This is a genomic window from Amycolatopsis sp. NPDC004079 (genome assembly GCF_040610415.1).
Classification (GTDB): Bacteria; Actinomycetota; Actinomycetes; order Mycobacteriales; family Pseudonocardiaceae; genus Amycolatopsis; species Amycolatopsis halotolerans.
Map to the genome: position 1 here is coordinate 26,994 of NZ_JBEXMH010000004.1, position 16,203 is coordinate 43,196.

Consider the following 16,203-nt stretch of genomic DNA (forward strand, 5'->3'; position numbering starts at 1 on the left):
GCGGGTCCTTTCGCCGATCGGTTCCGACGATAGCGGCGATCGAAGAACAGTTCTCGCGCAACGGGTCGGATTGCCGCTATCATTTCCGGGCTAACGTCGACCTGTCGGGGGTCTGGCCGAGAAGGAGGTCGCATTCCCCGCCCTTGGTCAATCCGGCTTGAAGGCGACGAAATTCCGTGCGGCCGAAAGAATGAGCAGCTGTGCTCCGAACGGCCGTGAGCACGTGCGGCGCGGCCGAGGCGGGTCAATTCCTTTTTCCTGTGTTCTGCCCAAGCATGGAACGGGTGATCAGCTGTCATGAGAAAAGTTATCGTCGCGGCGATGTGTGTTCTCGCTTTGCTGGGGATGGGCGTTCCCGCCAGCGCGGACCCGGCACCGTCGAGCACGGTGAGCATTGCGCCGGCCACTGTCGCGCCAGGGGCGGCCCTGACCTTCTCGGTGACCTTGTCGAACGCCGACGCCGACCCGCTGAAAGGCGGAAAGCTCGGCCTGGGCGTCGCGAACGGCGCGATCAACCAACTCCTGGACGTCAGCACCTGCGCGCTGTGCTACCAGGCCGGAAACACCATTCGCTACGACGTGGGCGATGTCCCGGTCAACGGCAGCAAAACCTTCACCTTCACTATCGGGGTTTTCGCCAACGCGCAGCTCGGACAGTATGTAATTGAGCACCAGTTCGTCGGAGACAATTACTCCTACGAGACGCTGGAAGGCCCGACGGTCACCGTCTCGCGGTAGCGAGCGGCTGGCACTGCCTCGCCGGGTTGAGCCGGGCGACGCAGTGCCAGCGGCCGGTCAGCGGAACGAATCGGCGTGCTCGATCGCCCATTGCCGGAAAGCCGTCGCGGGAACACCGGTCACGTCCTCCACTGTGGACAGTGCGCCGGGGCTCGCCACCGCGCAGACTCCGGGGAACGACACCGCGGCGGCGAGGTCGTCGGCCGGGTCCTCGGTCGCGAGGCTGGGATCTTCCTCGAAACGCAGCGGGCGGCCCAGTGCCGCGCTGATCGCTGCGATTTTCTCCTGCGGCGTCAAGGTCGCAGGGCCGGTGAGCGGGTAGGTCTTGCCGCCGTGGCCGTCCTCCAGCAGCGCGCTGGCCGCCACCGAAGCGATGTCGCGCGGATCGATGGCGGGCGACGGCAGGCCCGGCCGCGGTGCCCGCACCACGCCGTCCGAGCGGATCGCGGGCGCCCAGAACAGCAGGTTCGAGAAGAATTCCCAGGGCCGCAGGATGGTCCACTCGAGGCCGCTGTCCCGCACGACCTGCTCGCCGCGGAGCAGCGTCCGGCCGACGGACGAGTCGGGGTGGGTCTGCGCGAGCAGCGACGACACTGTCACTACTCGCGCGGTGCCCGCTTCGGCCGCGGTTTTCAGGATCTGGCTGGTGTCCGTGTCTCCGGTCCGCAGCAGGAAAATCGCTTCGACGCCGGTGAGCGCCGGCCGGAGCGAGCCGGGATCCTCGAGATCGCCTTCGACGACGCCGACTCCCGCCGGAACCGTTGCCCGGCCGGGGGACCGGGTCAGCGCGCGGACCTCGGCTCCGGCCCCGGCGAGTCGTCCGACCAGCGAACGCCCGATGTTTCCGGTCGCGCCCGTCACCAAGATCATCAGCAATCTCCTTCGCGGTATGGCTCAGACCTTCACCGCGATCCTTCTCCCTCGACCTTGGTGGAGGTCAACCGCCGAATTACGCGGCGGTGCCCTCGATGTGCGCCTTGAGCAGTTCCAGCCCGGGCTGGATGCGCGCCGGGTCCTCGACCGGGTGCGGGCCGGCCGGTTCGGTGGGCGGGATCAGGCGCTCGAACAGGCGGCAGAACAGGGTCGTCCCGTCGCCGAGGTCGAAGGTGGTGAAGGTGGCGATCGCGTGCATCGACGGCGCCAGGGTTCCGTCGTCGAGCACGTCGCGGCCGACCACCGTCCAGAGTTTGCCCGGGACCCGCGCGACGACGGTGTACAGCTTCGGCTTTTCGTTCAGGTCCGGCTTGATGGTTTCGAGCAGTTCGTCGCCGAGTTCCGCGGGGACGTCCGCGGTGCCGCGCCGCACTTCGGTGCCGGACGCCATCGGCAGCCACTTCGGCAGGTTCGACCAGGTGGTGACCCAGTCGTACACCTCCTGCGCCGGGCGCTTGACCACGATGCGGTTTTCGACGAAGCGGATGTTCAGGTTGTCCGGAATCTGCCGGACGTACAGGGCTTCAGACATGATTTCTCTCCTTTTTGGGATTACTGCAGGGGTTACTTGGCGGAGTGCTGGCCGGTCATGAGCGCGCCGAGGTCGTCCGGTTCGAGGAACGACGGCGGCGGGGGCGGGCCCCAGCTGAACAGGCCCTGTGCGCCTTCGAAAACCTCCGGCTTCCAGATCTCGTCCTCGGGGACGCAGTCCATGTCGGAGTAGTACTCGCTGAAATTCCCCGCCGGATCCTTGAGATACCAGAAGAAATTGGAGCCCGCGTGATGGCGGCCGAGGCCCCAGACGTGCCGGTCGGGATGGCCGTTCAGCATCGCCGCGGCGCCGCGGCCGACGTCGTCGATGTCGTCGACCTGCCACGACGTGTGGTGCAGGAAGTTCACCGGCGCCGCGAGCGCCAGCACGTTGTGGTGGTCGACCGAGCAGCGCATGAAGGCGCCTTTGTTGCCGATGTAGTCGCTGACCTTGAAGCCGAGCGCTTCGGTGAAGAAGCGCATGGTGGCGTCGAGATCGGTGGTGCCCACCACGCAGTGGCCGAGTTTCTTGGGCCGGACCGCGCTGGTGCGCACCACGCCGGGCGCGCGGCCGGACCGCTCGATGCGGCCGGGTCCGTTGTACGGCGTGGCCAGCACCGGCTGCTGCGTGATCCGCGGCGAGATCTCGACCCGGACGGTGAATCCGGAGACCGGCTCGATCGCCGCGACGGCGGTGCCGGTTTCGGTGCTGACGACGCCGAGCCGGTTGAGGCGCGCCGCGGTCCGTGCGATGTCGTCGGCGTCGTCGACACCCACGCCGAGTTCGAGCAACTGCCGGTAAGGCGCGTGCCGGACGCGCAGCTGTTCGCCGCCGTCGAGCGTGGTGAAGGACCCGTCACCGACGTGGTCGAGACCGAAATCAGCGTAGTAGGCAATGGTTTCCGCGACGTTCGGGACCCCCATCGTGACCCGGGTCAGCCGATGCATCCCCATGTCAGGCCTCCGGATCCGCGACGAAGGTCTGCCGCATTTCGCCGAGGCCTTCGATCCGGCTGACCAGCTCTTCCCCGGCTCGCAGGAATCGCTGCGGCGTACGGCCGACGCCCACGCCGGACGGCGTTCCGGTGAAGACGAGATCGCCCGGATACAAGGTGAGGGTCCGCGACAGCGCGGAAATCAGCTTCCCGACCGGGAAGATCAGCTCGCGGGTCCGGCCGTCCTGCACGGTCTCGCCGTCGACCGCGCACGACAGCGCCAGGTCGTCTCGATCCGCCAGCTCGTCCGGCGTGACCAGCCACGGCCCGACCGGCGCGAAGTTCGGGAAAGACTTCCCGAGGCCGAACTGCGGGGCCGGGCCGGCCAGTTGCGAGACCCGCTCGGAAAGGTCCTGCCCGATCGTCACCCCGGCGAGGTGGTCCCAGGCCTCGGATTCCTCGACGCGATGGGTGGTTTGCCCGACGACCGCGACCAGTTCCACCTCCCAGTCCACGTTTCCGCCGGGCGGCAGCACGACCTCGGCGTCCGGGCCGGTCAGCGCGGAAACGAATTTGGCGAACACCGGGGGAAGTCCGTCCGGCGCGGCGAAACCGGATTCCGCGGCGTGCGCGTCGTAGTTGAGCCCGGCCGCGACGATCTGCCGCGGGGCGGGGGACGGCGGGCCCAGCTGGGCACGGGTGAAGACGACGTCGGGTTCGGCGGTGAGTTTCTTCGCCCAGGCCCGGAATTCGGTCCAGTTCTGGTAGACGGAGCCGAAGCCGAAGATGCCGCCCGATGCCTTGGCGACGTCGATTCCCTTGTCCTCGGCGGTGAGCAGGACGGCCCGGCCGTCCACATTGGCCAGTTTCACGGTTTTCTCCTCAGAAGCAGAGCGTCAGATTGGTGCGCACCGGCAGCGGGAGGCTGACGACGAGGTCGTTCCCCTCGCGCCGGACGTGCAGGCCTGGGGTTCCCGTCCCGGCGGAATCGGCGGCGAACACGTCGTCGCGGAAAAGTTTCCAAGGCGCCTCGGCGTTGCTGATCCGCAGCGTCACGTCGGTGGGTTTTCCGGCGACGGGACGCAAAGTCAGTGCCAGCAGCGACTTCTCCCGGTCGTACCAGGCGCGGAGAACCTCGGCCGTGCCGTCGATCCGGGTCACCTGGGGTTCGCGGAAATGCTCCGCGGTCCACGGGTGGTGATACATCTTCCACAGCCCGTCCGGGACGTTCAGCCGGGCGTAGCCGAGCATCGCGTTCCCGGTCAGCCGGTCCATGAAGATCAGGTTGCCGTTCTCGTCGAACGAACGGTCCTGACGCGGGTAGAACAGGCCGCCGTTCTCCCAGGTCGGATTCAGGTAGGCGTCGGCGTAGCCGAGCAGGCCGCGCAGGTTCTCCTGGTCGCCGACCTCGGCCATGCACCCGGCGACGTAGCCGAAAGCCGGGGCGCGCCAGGTGAAGTCCAGGTCGCGGGTGAACTCCGGGGCGCGGCCGGCGAGGCGGGCCCTGCGGGCCTCCAGGGCCGCGGTCGGCTCGGCGAGGGTGACCAGGCCGTCCGGGGTGCGCCGGATCTCGTCGCGGATCTGGTCCGGGTAGAGCCGGTGCACCAGGTCGCGGCTCCAGGCGTTCAGGTTCAGCGCCGTCCAGGCGTTTCCGCCGCCTTCCAGCGGCATTTCCGGGCGGTCCTGCTCGACCAGCCAGAGCCGCCAGTACTCGCCGTATTCGTTGAGGATTCCCCGCTTGTCCCACGCCGCCTGGTAGGACTGGGTGACCTCCTCGGCGACCGACGTGCCCTTGCGCAGGTCGAGGAACCGGAACCCGAGGATCGGGAACTGGTTGCAGACAAGGAAGAGGCAGTTGGGTTCGCAGACGATGCCGTACCAGCCTTGTTCGGCCATCTGCCAGTACAGGTTGTCGGCGAGCGAGCTGAGCGAGTACTCGTAGACTTCCGGGCCGAGTCCCTGGAACAGCGGGTCCCAGCGGAAGGAAAGCGCGCCGTCGCGGTCGTAGTGGTCGCTGTCGAAGAGCATGCTGTGCATGCCGAGCATCGCGAAGAAGCGGCCGCTGTACATGATGTTTTCTTTGAACACCGGATCGCGCCAGCCCTCGCGCAATTCCGTGATGTCCGGATTGTTGCGGATACTGCCCCGGCTGGTTTCGCGCCAGTACGCCCACACTTCCGGAAGCTGCATTTTCCGGATGATCTCCTCGAAGGCCGGACGGAACGCTCCGGGGGCCGCGGGAAGATGGTGGAAATGCGCGAAACCCAGGGTGTAGGCCATCTGCGTGAGCTGGTAGCGATAGGCGTCGGTCCATTCCTGGCCCCACAGCATGCTGCCCATGTTCGCCCACTCGTTGTCCTGCTGGGCGACCAGATTGCGCACGTGCTGGACGTGTCCCGCTTGGAAGTCGTCGAGCGCGGGATACCCCGAGATGTCCGGTGCGGCGAGCATCACCGCACCGCCTGGAAGGCCTTGACGGCGGCGGCGATGTCCTTGCTGTCCACCGTATCCGCGAAGTGCTTGAGGTAGTCGCCTTCGGGTCCCATGAGGAAAGTGAACGCGCTGTGCGGCATCCGGTAGCCGTCCGGTTCGTCGACGCGGCGGGCGTGCACGTGATACGCCTTCTTCATCGACTCGATTTCCGCGGCGGACCCGGTCAACCCGGTGATCCGCGGGTGCCGGGCGGCCAGAAACGCGTGCAGGACCTCCGGAGTGTCGCGTTCCGGATCGACCGTCACGTAAAGGGCCCGCACGCTATTCGCGAGTTCGCCGAGTTCTTCGAGTGCCTGGTCGATCCGGGCCAGCGCGGGCGGGCACACGATCTGGCAATGCGTGAAGCCGAAAAAGACGATGAGGTATTTGCCGAAATAGGAACGCTCGGTGACCGCGGCGCCGGAATCGTCGATCAGCCGGAAACTTCCGCCGACTGTCGGAACCGGGCGCACAATGGTCGCCGAACCGGAACCGGGAGGGGTGCAGCAGGAGGAATTCATTTCCATGACTCCAAGCTAGGAGCCGTGGCCATGCCCGTCCAATGCCGCGTTGGCGCTGGACTATGTCGGTTGGGTATAGCCGATGGTTGCCCGGATCTCGGCCGCCGCCTCGTCCAGCTTCCGCATCATCAGCAGCATCGTCGGGGTGAGCTGCCTGCCCGCGGGCAGCGTGACGCCGACCGATTCGACGATGCCGAGGTCGATCGGCAGCGCGGCCAGCTCCGGCTCGGTTTCGGCGACCAGCTGCGGCATCACGACCAGCGTGTCGGTCTCCAGCGCGATGGCGCGCACGGCCAGGAACGAACCGCATTCGATGCGGTTGGCCGGGGTCGAGAGGCCGCGGCTCAGGAGATGTTCTTCCAGCTGGCGCCGCTGCGGGTTGTCGGCGGGCGGCAGCGACCAGAGTTCGCCGATCAGATCGGCGATCGTGAGCCCGGGCCGCCGGTGCGCGGGATGCTCGCTGCGCGCCACCACACGGGCGGGTTCGTAGTAGAGGTGGTGCTGGCGCAGCCGGTCGTTGTTCGCCGGTTCGAGCGTGCCGACGACGAGGTCGACGTCGCCCGCGAGCAGCGCTTCGTACAGCGCTTCCGGACCGCCGTGCCGGATGATGACGGTCAGGTCGGGGGCGACGGCTTTCACCCGCGCGACCGCGCGGGGCAGCAGCACGCTCGCCCCGGCGAGGAAGGAGCCGATCGTGACGGTGCCGGCGTGGCCGTCGACCAGCTCTTCGAGATGCCGCCCGGCCTGGCGGAGTTCGGCGAGCACGGCCCGGGCGTGGTCGACGAACACCTCGCCGAACAGCGTCGCCGTCATCCCGCGCGGGCCGCGTTCGAACAGTTCGACCTTGAGGATCGACTCGAGTTCGCGCAGCCCGCGGGTCAGCACCGGCTGGGTGATGTGCAGCCGCTCGCCCGCGGCGACCAGCGACCCGTGCTCGGCGATCGCCACGACGTACCGCAGGTGCCGCAGCTTGAGCCTGCCGTCGGCGAGATCGGTCATCCGGAACGCTCGGCTGTTCGCATGCGCCCGATTCTGCCGGTCCGCTCAGTGGTGGCCGCCCACCGGCACGACGAAACTGACGGTTTTGCTGTCCAGGACGTGGTGCGTCGGGTCGGCGAGCCCGATCCACACCTTGTGCGGGCCGGGCGGCAGCGCCTGGATGATCAGCGGTTCGCCGCTGCCGTCGGCCCAGTGCCAGGGCGCGTCGTCGACCGTGACGTGGATGTGGCCGATGCGCGGCGAGACGTCGAGCGCGGCCGGGCCGTAGACCGGGACGATGCGCAGGTTCTCCGCCCGGTAGCGCAGGACGACCAGGCCTTTCGCGAGTTGTTCCGGCAGCGGCGCGTCGACGGCGAGCGAGGGCGGCGGCTGGGTCGGCAGCGGGACGACGGGTGCGGGCGGCCAGCCCGAGGCCGCCGCGGGAGGGGCGGCTGGCGGAGTCGAGGGAGCCGCGGAAGCTGAGCAGGCGGTCGCCAGCAAGACAACCGAACCGAGGACCGCGGTACGAAGAAAGTGAGCCATGGAAAGAAAACTAGGTCGCTGTTGATCATCGCCGCGACTGTCGGATGACCGTATCGCTGTACGTCGGCAGGGAAGTGCCGTGCGTGCCGTTGGGGTCGGCACGCACGGCACAGGTCAGCGGCAGCGGTAGCTGGACGCCACGGCCGGGTCGCCGTAGCCCTGGTACCGCGAGACTCGCGGGTACGCGCACAGGTCGCGGGTCTGCTTCCCGTCCGCGGTCGCGGCCGCCAAGGTGGCCGGAGCCTTGCCGTGCTCGACCCAGTCGACCAGAGCGCCGAGCGGGTTCGTCGGCGAGGCGCCCGCCCCGCCGCCGCAGTGTTCGACGCCGGGAGCCAGGAACAGCCGGTAGAAGTCGTTCACCCGGTGGGAGCCGCCCATCGCCTGTTCGACCTCGGCGCGGTAGCGCAGCGTGCCGCCGGGCGGGATGAGCTGGTCGTCCGAGCCGACGAAGGTCAGCAGCTTGCCGCCGGTCCGGCGGAAGGCCGACAGGTCCGGGTCAGCGGTGCCGATGACGTCGTCGTACTCCCGCACCGACTGGCGGAACACCTGGGCGAACTGGGCGTAGGTGAGCTTCGAGGCGTCGAAATCGGCCTGTTTGGCGACGAACGACTGCACCCACTTGAGCGCGACCGGGAAGCCGGTGGCGTACGGGCTGTCGCCGGTTCCGGCCAGCCAGGCGAAATCGGCGCCCTTCGGGAGGCCGTCCCACAGCTTCCGGCCGCGTTCGTCGGTCGGCCCGGCCCAGATCTTGCGCATGACGTCGGCGTCCTTGGCCGTGACGGTGACCTCCTTGCCGTCGCAGAGGACCTTCGTGCCGATCAGACCGCGCGGGTCGTAGCTGCACTCGTCCGGCCGGTCGACGATGCCGTTGCGGACGCCGTCGTTCGCGTCGCACGCCTTGACCGCGGCCTGCCGGAACGCGGTGAAAACGCAGGCGCTCGGGAAGTCGTGCTCCTGGTTCATCACGATCTGCGGCCAGAGCGTCGCGACCGCGAACTGCGTCCAGTGGACCGCGGGCGCGTTCGCCAGGATGCCGTCGAAGTCGCCGGGGTAGTTCTGCGCCTCGGAGTAGCCCTGGCGGCCGCCGGTCGAGCAGCCGTTCCAGTACGAATAGGTCACCGGCCGGTGGTAGAACCGCTGGGTGACGTCCTTGCCGAGCAGCGCGGCCTCGTGCACCGAGCGGGTGGCGAAGTTCGTCAGCAGCGGCCGGTTGACCTTGCCGGGCGCGGTCAGCGCCCACGAGGTGTCCAGCCCCGTCAGCACACCGGCGTCAGTGGTCACGCCCGCGTAGCCGTCCTTGGCGGCCTGGGCCAGCGGCGCGCCGAAGTCGCCGGCGGCGTACGCGCTGCCGCCGACAGCTTGGAGCCGTCCGGTCCACCCGGTTTGCGGCAATGCCACGGCGACCTTGACGTGGTCATTGGCCCCGGGGTGGGTGAGCGTGACGGTGATTTCGCAGTAACCGGGCTTCGGATCGGCCTGCACCGATTCGATCTTCGCGCCGCTGGGCGCGGCGACGGGGACGGTGGCGCAGGCGGTGGTCTCGGCCGCGGAGGCGCTGGGCGCGAGCTGGGTGACGGTGGTCACCAGCAGCGCCGCGAGCGGCAACGCCGAGAGAAGGGTTCGGGTGCGTCTCATCGCTTTCCTTTGTGGAGGGTCGCTTTCGCCTGAAACTAAGCCGCTCGCGGCCGTCTTCGCGCCCGTCGGACGACGCCGTCGACGTACGTCGTCTCCCGGTATCGTCAGGGATCATGACGCTGCACGGACGGGACGTCGAGCTCAAGGAGCTGACCGAGCTGGTCGACGGACCGGAAGGACGCGTCGGCGTCCTCGTCCGCGGCGAGGCTGGCATCGGCAAGTCCGCGCTCGTCGCCGCGGCGGCCGCGGCTGCTTCGGTCGCCGGGACGCGGGTGCTGCGGACGACCGGTGCCGAGGCCGAGCAGGACTTCGCCTACGCCGGGCTGCACCAGCTGCTGCACCCGGTCCGCTCCGGCGTGGCCGAGTTGCCCGCGCCGCAACGGACTGCGCTGCGGACCGCGCTCGGGCTCGCGGAAGGGCCGGAACCCAGCGCGTACCTGGTCGGGCTCGCCGCGTTGACGCTGCTGGCCGATGCCGCCGCCGCGAAGCCGGTGCTGGTCGTCGCCGAGGACGTCCAGTGGCTCGACCGCGCCAGCGCGGACGTCCTGGCTTTCGTTGCCCGGCGGATCGAGACCGAACCGATCGCGCTGCTCGCCACGCTCCGGGACGATTCCGGCCCGCTGCTCGACGCCGGTCTCTCGCCGATGCCGCTCGGCCGCCTCACCGACGACGCCGCCACGGAATTGCTGGACTCGGTCGCACCGAGGCTGGACGCGATGGTCCGGACGCGGCTGCTCGCCGAGTCCGCCGGCCATCCGCTCGCGTTGACCGAGCTTCCGTCCGCGGTGGCCGACCTCGACGTGCTCGACCCGGTCCTGCCGCTCACCGAACGGCTCGAGCGGACGTTCGCCTCCCGGGTCGTGACGCTGCCCGAATCCACCCGAGCCGCCCTGCTCGTCGCGGCGCTCAACGAGACCGGTTCGATCGCCGAAACCCTGGCCGCGACGGGGATTCTGCTCGGCACGCCGGTCGAGCCCGACGTGCTGGGCCCCGCTGTCGACGCCCGGCTGGTCGAGTTCGAGGTCGGCTGCGTGACCTTCCGGCACCCGTTGATGCGCTCGGCCATTCCCGCCGCCGCGACGCTCGGCGACCGGCGGCGGGCGCAGCTCGCGTTGGCCGAGACGGTGCGTGAACACCCTGATCGACGTGCCTGGCATCAAGCCCGGGCAGCTTCCGGACCTGACGAGACCGTGGCCGCGGCCTTGGAATCGGCGGCGGATCGGGCTCGCCGAAGGGGTGGGGCCGCCGCCGCGATCGCCGCGCTGGAGCAGGCGGCGCGGCTCAGCGAAGACCAGGACGCGCGGGCCGATCGGCTGCTGCGGGCCGCCGGGCTGGCGGTCGAATCGGGCCGTCGCGAGACCGCCGAACGCTTGGTGCGCGACGAGTCGTTTTCCCCGCGCCGCAAGGCGGCCGCGAGCCAGTTGCTCAGCGGTTTCGAGGACGGCGTCCGCGAGGATCCCGCCCGGATCGGGGAGTTGGCGGCCCTCGCCGGAGCCGTCGCCGCCGACGGGCAGGACGACGCGGCGATGCGGATCCTGTGGGGAGCCGCGATGCGGTGTTTCTGGGCCGAACCCGGCACGACGGCTCGTCGGACGCTGCTGGACGTCGCCGCCAAGTCGCCCATCCACGACGACGACCCGCGCCTGATCGCGGTCGCCGCGTATGTCGCGCCATTTGAGCGCGGCGCTGCAGTGCTGGAGCAGTTGAGGGTGCTCGTCGGCGCGACCGGAGCTGATCCGGAAACCGACCGGTACCTGGGCAGCGCCTCTTTGCAGGTCGGCGCATTCGACCTGGCGGCCCGGTTCTCGACGGCCGCGGTGCCGGGGCTGCGGGCACAAGGCAAGCTCGGGGTGTTGCCGCGCGCCTTGGCGGTCCAGGCGTGGAGCCGGGTCCGGCTCGGCGACCTGGCCGGTGCCGCGCCTTCCGCCGCGGAGGCCGTCCGGCTCGCGCGGGAGACGGGCCAGCCGTTCATGGGCGGGCTGGCGCTGGCGGTCCAGGCCGAGATCGCGGCTTTGCGCGGCGACCACAAGCAGGCCAGCGCACTCGCCGACGAGGCCGAACGCGCTGGGCTCGCGGCGGGCGCCCGTCCGGTGCTGGCCACGGTCCAGCTCGCGCGCGGGCTCGTGGGGTTGAGCGAAGGCCGGTACGAGGACGCGTTCGCCGATCTCCGCCGCCTGCTTGATCCCGCGGATCCGGCTTATCAGCTGGCCTTGCGCGCCTACTGCGTCGCGGAGCTGACCGAGGCCGCCGTCCGGGCCGGGCAGGCCGACGCGATGCGGGAAATCCTGGCCGAGCTGGAGCCGCTGGCTGCGGTGACGTCAGCCCCGGCGTTGCACATCGGACTGCGATTCGCGCGGGCCGTGCTCGCTCCGAAGGAAACCGCGGAAGACCTGTTCACGGCGGCTTTGCAGGCGGAGTTGAGCGGGTGGCCCGCCGAACGCGGGCGGGTCCACCTGGCGTTCGGCGAGTGGTTGCGGCGGCAGCGCCGGGTCGTCGAATCGCGGGCGCACCTGCGTGCCGCGCGGGAGACGTTCGACGCGCTCGGCCTGGCGGCGTGGGCCGAGCGGGCGCGGCGGGAGTTGCGCAGCGCGGGGGAGTCGAGCCCGAACCGGAGCCCGGACGCCCGCGACAAGCTGACGCCGCACGAGCTGAGCATCGCGCAGCTGGCCGCCGAGGGGCTGACGAACCGGGAGATCGGGCAACGGCTCTATCTTTCGCACCGGACCGTCGGGACTCACCTGCACCGGATCTTCCCGAAGCTCGGCGTCAGTTCCCGTGCCGAACTGGCCGGTGCGGTGCGGGCGCTGAGCGACTGACTTACGCCGGTTGCGTCATCTGACGGGCGCGGCCGGCGGCCGGGCTCCTTAGCGTCGAGGCCGTCCCACGGTCTCGCGCACAGGAGTTCAGATGATCAGCAGGAGACGATTCACCCAGGCGTTCGCGGCCGGTCTGGCGGCGACCTCTCTCGCTGCCTGCTCCTCGCCCGCTGCCTCGCAGCCCGCCCCTCGCGTGGATTTGCGCGAGGGCTCGGGCGAGCACACCTCACTGGGCACGATCAAGCACGCCGACGCCGGTCTCGTTTCGATGGCCTACGCGGAATTCGGCCCGGCTAACGGCAAACCGGTGCTGTTGTTGCACGGCTGGCCGTATGACCCGTACAGCTACGCCGACGTCGCTCCGCTGCTTGCCGCGCAGGGGTTCCGGGTGATCGTCCCGTTCCTGCGAGGCTTCGGCCCGACGGTGTTCAAGTCGGCGAGCACCGTCCGGAATGGACAGCAGACGGCTATCGCGCAAGACGTCGTCGCGCTGATGGACACGTTGAAGATCGACAAAGCGATTCTCGGCGGCTACGACTGGGGTTCCCGGACAGCCGCGGTGATCGCGGCGTTGTGGCCGCAGCGGTGCCAGGCGGTTGTCCCGGTGAGCGGGTACATCGTCGCCAACCTCAAGGCCAACCTTCAGCCGCTGCCCCCGGCCGCTGAACTGGGCTGGTGGTACCAGTACTACTTCGCGACCGAGCGCGGCCGCGCCGGTTATGCGGCGAACCGGCACGATTTCAACAAGCTGATCTGGAAGACGGCGTCGCCGGCTTGGCAGTTCGACGACGCGACGTACAACCGCAGCGCCGCCGCGTTCGACAATCCGGACCACGTCGCGATCGTCATCCACAACTACCGCTGGCGGCTCAGCCTCGCTCCCGGCGAACCGCAGTATGAGGCGTATGAGCAGAAGCTCGCCGCGGGCGCGACCATCGGCGTCCCGGCGATCACGCTCGCCAGCGACTTCGACGGCGCGGCCAAGGACGGCAAGGCCTACCGCGCCAAGTTCACCGGGAAGTACGAGCACCGGATCCTTGACGGCATCGGGCACAACGTGCCGCAGGAGGCGCCGCGGCCGTTCGCGCAGGCGATCGTGGACGCGGCGAAGCTCTGACGATTCATCGAAGTTTGATCGTAAGCGGATACGGTGCGCATTCCTCTCGCCGGAAACTGCTGTGCCCGTTCAGGAATCGGCAAGCCCGGCGACCTTCGACGCGGGGAGTGCGATGAGACGCAAAGCTTTCGGAGCGGTCGCGGCGGCCGTGGTGGCGGCCTTGACCGGTCTGGCGAGTCCGGCTTCGGCGGAGACTCCGGCGGAGATCCTCCAAGCCGGAGCCCAGGCCGGGGTCAGCGTGGGGTATCCCGGGGTGATCGGCCTGGTCCGGAACGGTGAAACCGCGCAATACATCCACGCCGGATACGGAAACCTCACCACCAAGACCCCGGCGGACCCGAAAGCGCAGTTCCGGATCGGCAGCGACACCAAGGCGTTCACCGCGGCCGTCCTGCTGCAGCTGGAAGCCGAGGGCAAGCTGTCCCTCGACGACCCGCTCGCGCGCTGGCTGCCCGGTTCGGTGAACGCCAACGGCAACGACGGCACGAAGATCACCGTCCGGCAGGTGCTGCACCAAACGTCCGGGCTTCCGGACTACGCGGGCGATTCCCGGTTCCTCAACTCCTACGTCGCGAACACCAACCCCCGCCAGCCGTGGCCGCCGCAGACGCTGGTGGACATCGCGACGTCGCACCCGTCGCTGGGCGCCTCGTTCCACTACTCGAACACCAACTACGTGCTCGCCGGCATGGTGATCAAGGCGGTGACCGGGAACGAACCGGCCGCGGAGATCCAGAAGCGCGTCATCGAACCGCTCGGCTTGCGCAACACCTCCTTCCCGACCGCCGATCCCGGCTTGACCGGCAACTATCTGAACGGCTACTACATCTCGTTCGGAACGTTCTACAACGACTTCACGGTTTCCAACGTGCAGGCGTTCGGCACCGCTGGCGCCATTGTGTCCACAGAGGACGATCTGGCGGCCTTCGAACGCGCGCTGCTGAGCGGAAAACTCCTGCCGCCGCAGCAGCAAACCGAGCTGAAGACGACGGTGCCGATCGACAACGCGGGCAACCAGTACGGGCTGGGAATCGGCCTGTCGCCGACGGCCTGCGGCCTGGCCTGGAATCACAGCGGCGGGGTGCTCGGCTACTTCAACCTGTGGCTGACCAGCGACGACGGCAGCAAGCAGGTGCTGGTCGCGGCCAACGAGAACCATCTTCCGGGGCCTGTGACTCGTGGCCAGACGACGCTGGGCAACGCGGCGCTCAAGGCCTATTGCGCGTCCTGACCCGGCGGTGATGCGGCGGTGACGCGCCCGGCCGATCCTGGGGGCTGAAGCCGTAGCCAGGCGACCGGAAGCGAGGCGCGGTATGCGGGCTCACGACCACCGTCCGACGAGGCCGACGCCTCATCCGGCCCCTCAGGTCGTGCCGGATGAGGCGCGGGAGACGCCGGCTGCCATCTCAACGGACTTCAGCCAGGTCCCAGCGCGTTCGGCTGGGACTCCGCTCCCGTCCGAGGTCCGGCGCCGGCTGGAAGACCGGTGGGGCGAGGACCTCAGCGGTGTCCGGGTGCACACCGGTCCCGAGGCGGCGCAGTCCGCGCGGGACCTGGACGCGGTCGCGTACACCTCCGGCGAGGACATCGTCGTCGCCGGCGCCCCCGACGAACACCTCCTGACGCACGAGGCGGCCCATGTGGTGCAGCAGCGGCATGCCAGCCGCCTCGTGCCGGGGGTGAGTTCCCCCGGGGACGCGGCCGAGCGGGCGGCCGACGCGGGGCTGGTGGCGGTGCCCGGCGGTCCGGTCGCAGCGGTCCAGCGGCAGGTCGACCGCCGCGGCGAGAAACCGGGCGTGCCGGTCGGCAAGGTGGAGAAGGCGCTCACCGAATACCTGACCGAGATACAGCGAGTACAGGGCGGCCAGACGCTGCACAACACCGACGAGGTGAAGTCCGCGATCCTGAAGCTTTTCGTCGGCGATGCGATGAAGATGGCGTCGGTTGAGGCGTGGCTGTCCGGGCCGGTGTCCGGCACGCCGGCCGCCCTCGCGCACGAGGTCGCCAAGAAGCTGCCGCCCGTCGTTCCGGAGAATCGGGTGGCGCATTTGGGCATCGCTCCGGCGAAGGCCGACCCGGACAAGCGGCCGAAGAACGCGGGCGAGGCGGTCGGCGCCGTGATCGTCGACTCGACCCTCACGCCGATCCTCCGCCGGATAGGGCTGTCCGACGGCCTGCGGAAGCTCGTCGTGGACGGCGCCAAGTCGGCGGTCGCGTCGGGAGTGCTCAAGCTTGTCGACGTGGCGATGGATCAGGCACACCTCAAGCCCGAGGAGCAGGGCTCCATCCACAGCCTCGTGGAGGGATGGATCAACCAGCAGCCGGGCAAGGCGATGGAACGCCAGCAGGAGGGCGCGGGCAGCCCGTACGCCCAGGTCGTGCCGCCGTCCGTCGCGCCGCCGGTTCCGTCCGCGCCCGGCGAGAAGATCATCCCGGGCCCGTCGGTTCCGTTCGATTTCTCTCCGTCGCGGGACGCGCCCAAACCGAACCTCAAGCAGGCTGGGCCGAGCGAGGCCGTCTTGGCCGCGGCCCGGCAGTTCGACCCGCTGTTGCTGACGCCGCCGGAGGTGCGCGGCACCGAGCGAGCCGGGGACTATCTCCTGGCGGGCGAGTTCGCCGTCAACGCCGCGAAGCTTCTCGATGACGCGCAGAAGAACAATCGATCCAGTGCGGTCATGAGTCTCCCGGTCAGCTACCGGCTGGTGAAAGACCGCCCCGCGATGTTCGAGGCGATCAGGACGATCTTCTTCGCGATGCGTGCCGCTCTGCCGTACCGCACCCGCGGGGTCAGCCAGGTTGTTCTGATGGTGGAAGGGCACCAGTTTTACCGCTTCGAGTTGCCCTGACCCGCGCCGCAGTTCCGTTCAGCGGCACCTGTCCCGGGTGGATTCCCAGCACCAGGCCGCCGCCGGGAATTTTCTCCAAGTCACCTCGTGACAACGACCGGTCACGGATGGTTCACTATGTTAGGAAGTTTTCCTAAT

Annotated in this window: 14 protein-coding genes; 5 read left to right on the forward strand and 9 right to left on the reverse strand. The window is 69.2% G+C overall.

What is annotated here, in order from left to right; all coding sequences use genetic code 11:
- Positions 1–321 precede the first annotated feature (321 nt).
- A complete protein-coding gene (locus tag ABZX37_RS05430) occupies positions 322–738 on the forward strand; it encodes a hypothetical protein (RefSeq protein ID WP_354736275.1) in 417 nt (138 codons plus the stop codon).
- Between the two features lie 57 nt (positions 739–795).
- On the opposite strand, the gene ABZX37_RS05435 is transcribed toward ABZX37_RS05430, so the two are convergent.
- The 9 genes from ABZX37_RS05435 to ABZX37_RS05475 form a co-directional block, all read right to left on the reverse strand.
- Complete coding sequence (locus ABZX37_RS05435; protein WP_354736277.1) at positions 796–1,608, reverse strand: NAD(P)H-binding protein; 813 nt, start codon at positions 1,606–1,608, stop codon at positions 796–798.
- A 79-nt stretch (positions 1,609–1,687) separates the two neighbouring features.
- Positions 1,688–2,203, reverse strand: coding sequence for an SRPBCC family protein (locus ABZX37_RS05440; protein ID WP_354736279.1), 516 nt, complete (start codon positions 2,201–2,203; stop codon positions 1,688–1,690).
- Between the two features lie 32 nt (positions 2,204–2,235).
- The gene (locus ABZX37_RS05445; RefSeq protein WP_354736281.1) at positions 2,236–3,156 is read right to left on the reverse strand and encodes a VOC family protein; all 921 of its coding nucleotides are present in this window, start codon (positions 3,154–3,156) and stop codon (positions 2,236–2,238) included.
- Between the two features lies 1 nt (position 3,157).
- A complete protein-coding gene (locus ABZX37_RS05450) occupies positions 3,158–4,009 on the reverse strand; it encodes a fumarylacetoacetate hydrolase family protein (protein WP_354736283.1) in 852 nt (283 codons plus the stop codon).
- 10 nt (positions 4,010–4,019) lie between these two features.
- A complete protein-coding gene (locus ABZX37_RS05455) occupies positions 4,020–5,588 on the reverse strand; it encodes a hypothetical protein (protein WP_354736285.1) in 1,569 nt (522 codons plus the stop codon).
- A complete protein-coding gene (locus ABZX37_RS05460) occupies positions 5,588–6,136 on the reverse strand; it encodes an SCO family protein (RefSeq protein ID WP_354736287.1) in 549 nt (182 codons plus the stop codon). The genes ABZX37_RS05455 and ABZX37_RS05460 overlap by 1 nt, the downstream gene beginning before the upstream one ends.
- A gap of 54 nt (positions 6,137–6,190) precedes the next feature.
- On the reverse strand, positions 6,191–7,129 hold the full coding sequence (locus tag ABZX37_RS05465) for a LysR substrate-binding domain-containing protein (RefSeq protein WP_354736289.1): 939 nt from the start codon (positions 7,127–7,129) through the stop codon (positions 6,191–6,193).
- Positions 7,130–7,174: 45 nt separating this feature from the next.
- On the reverse strand, positions 7,175–7,651 hold the full coding sequence (locus ABZX37_RS05470; RefSeq protein ID WP_354736291.1) for a DUF6130 family protein: 477 nt from the start codon (positions 7,649–7,651) through the stop codon (positions 7,175–7,177).
- Between the two features lie 114 nt (positions 7,652–7,765).
- Entirely contained in the window at positions 7,766–9,286 is a 1,521-nt protein-coding gene (locus ABZX37_RS05475; protein WP_354736293.1) for a tannase/feruloyl esterase family alpha/beta hydrolase, read from the reverse strand.
- Between the two features lie 113 nt (positions 9,287–9,399).
- Between ABZX37_RS05475 and ABZX37_RS05480 the strand changes: the two genes are divergently transcribed.
- The 4 genes from ABZX37_RS05480 (at position 9,400) to ABZX37_RS05495 (ending at position 16,065) form a co-directional block, all read left to right on the forward strand.
- Entirely contained in the window at positions 9,400–12,102 is a 2,703-nt protein-coding gene (locus tag ABZX37_RS05480) for an AAA family ATPase (RefSeq protein ID WP_354736294.1), read from the forward strand.
- Between the two features lie 91 nt (positions 12,103–12,193).
- Positions 12,194–13,219, forward strand: coding sequence for an alpha/beta hydrolase (locus tag ABZX37_RS05485; protein ID WP_354736296.1), 1,026 nt, complete (start codon positions 12,194–12,196; stop codon positions 13,217–13,219).
- Positions 13,220–13,331: 112 nt separating this feature from the next.
- Positions 13,332–14,450: a serine hydrolase domain-containing protein gene (locus ABZX37_RS05490; protein ID WP_354736298.1), complete on the forward strand. Its 1,119-nt coding sequence runs from the start codon at positions 13,332–13,334 to the stop codon at positions 14,448–14,450.
- Positions 14,451–14,532: 82 nt separating this feature from the next.
- On the forward strand, positions 14,533–16,065 hold the full coding sequence (locus ABZX37_RS05495) for a DUF4157 domain-containing protein (RefSeq protein ID WP_354736300.1): 1,533 nt from the start codon (positions 14,533–14,535) through the stop codon (positions 16,063–16,065).
- Positions 16,066–16,203: the final 138 nt, after the last annotated feature.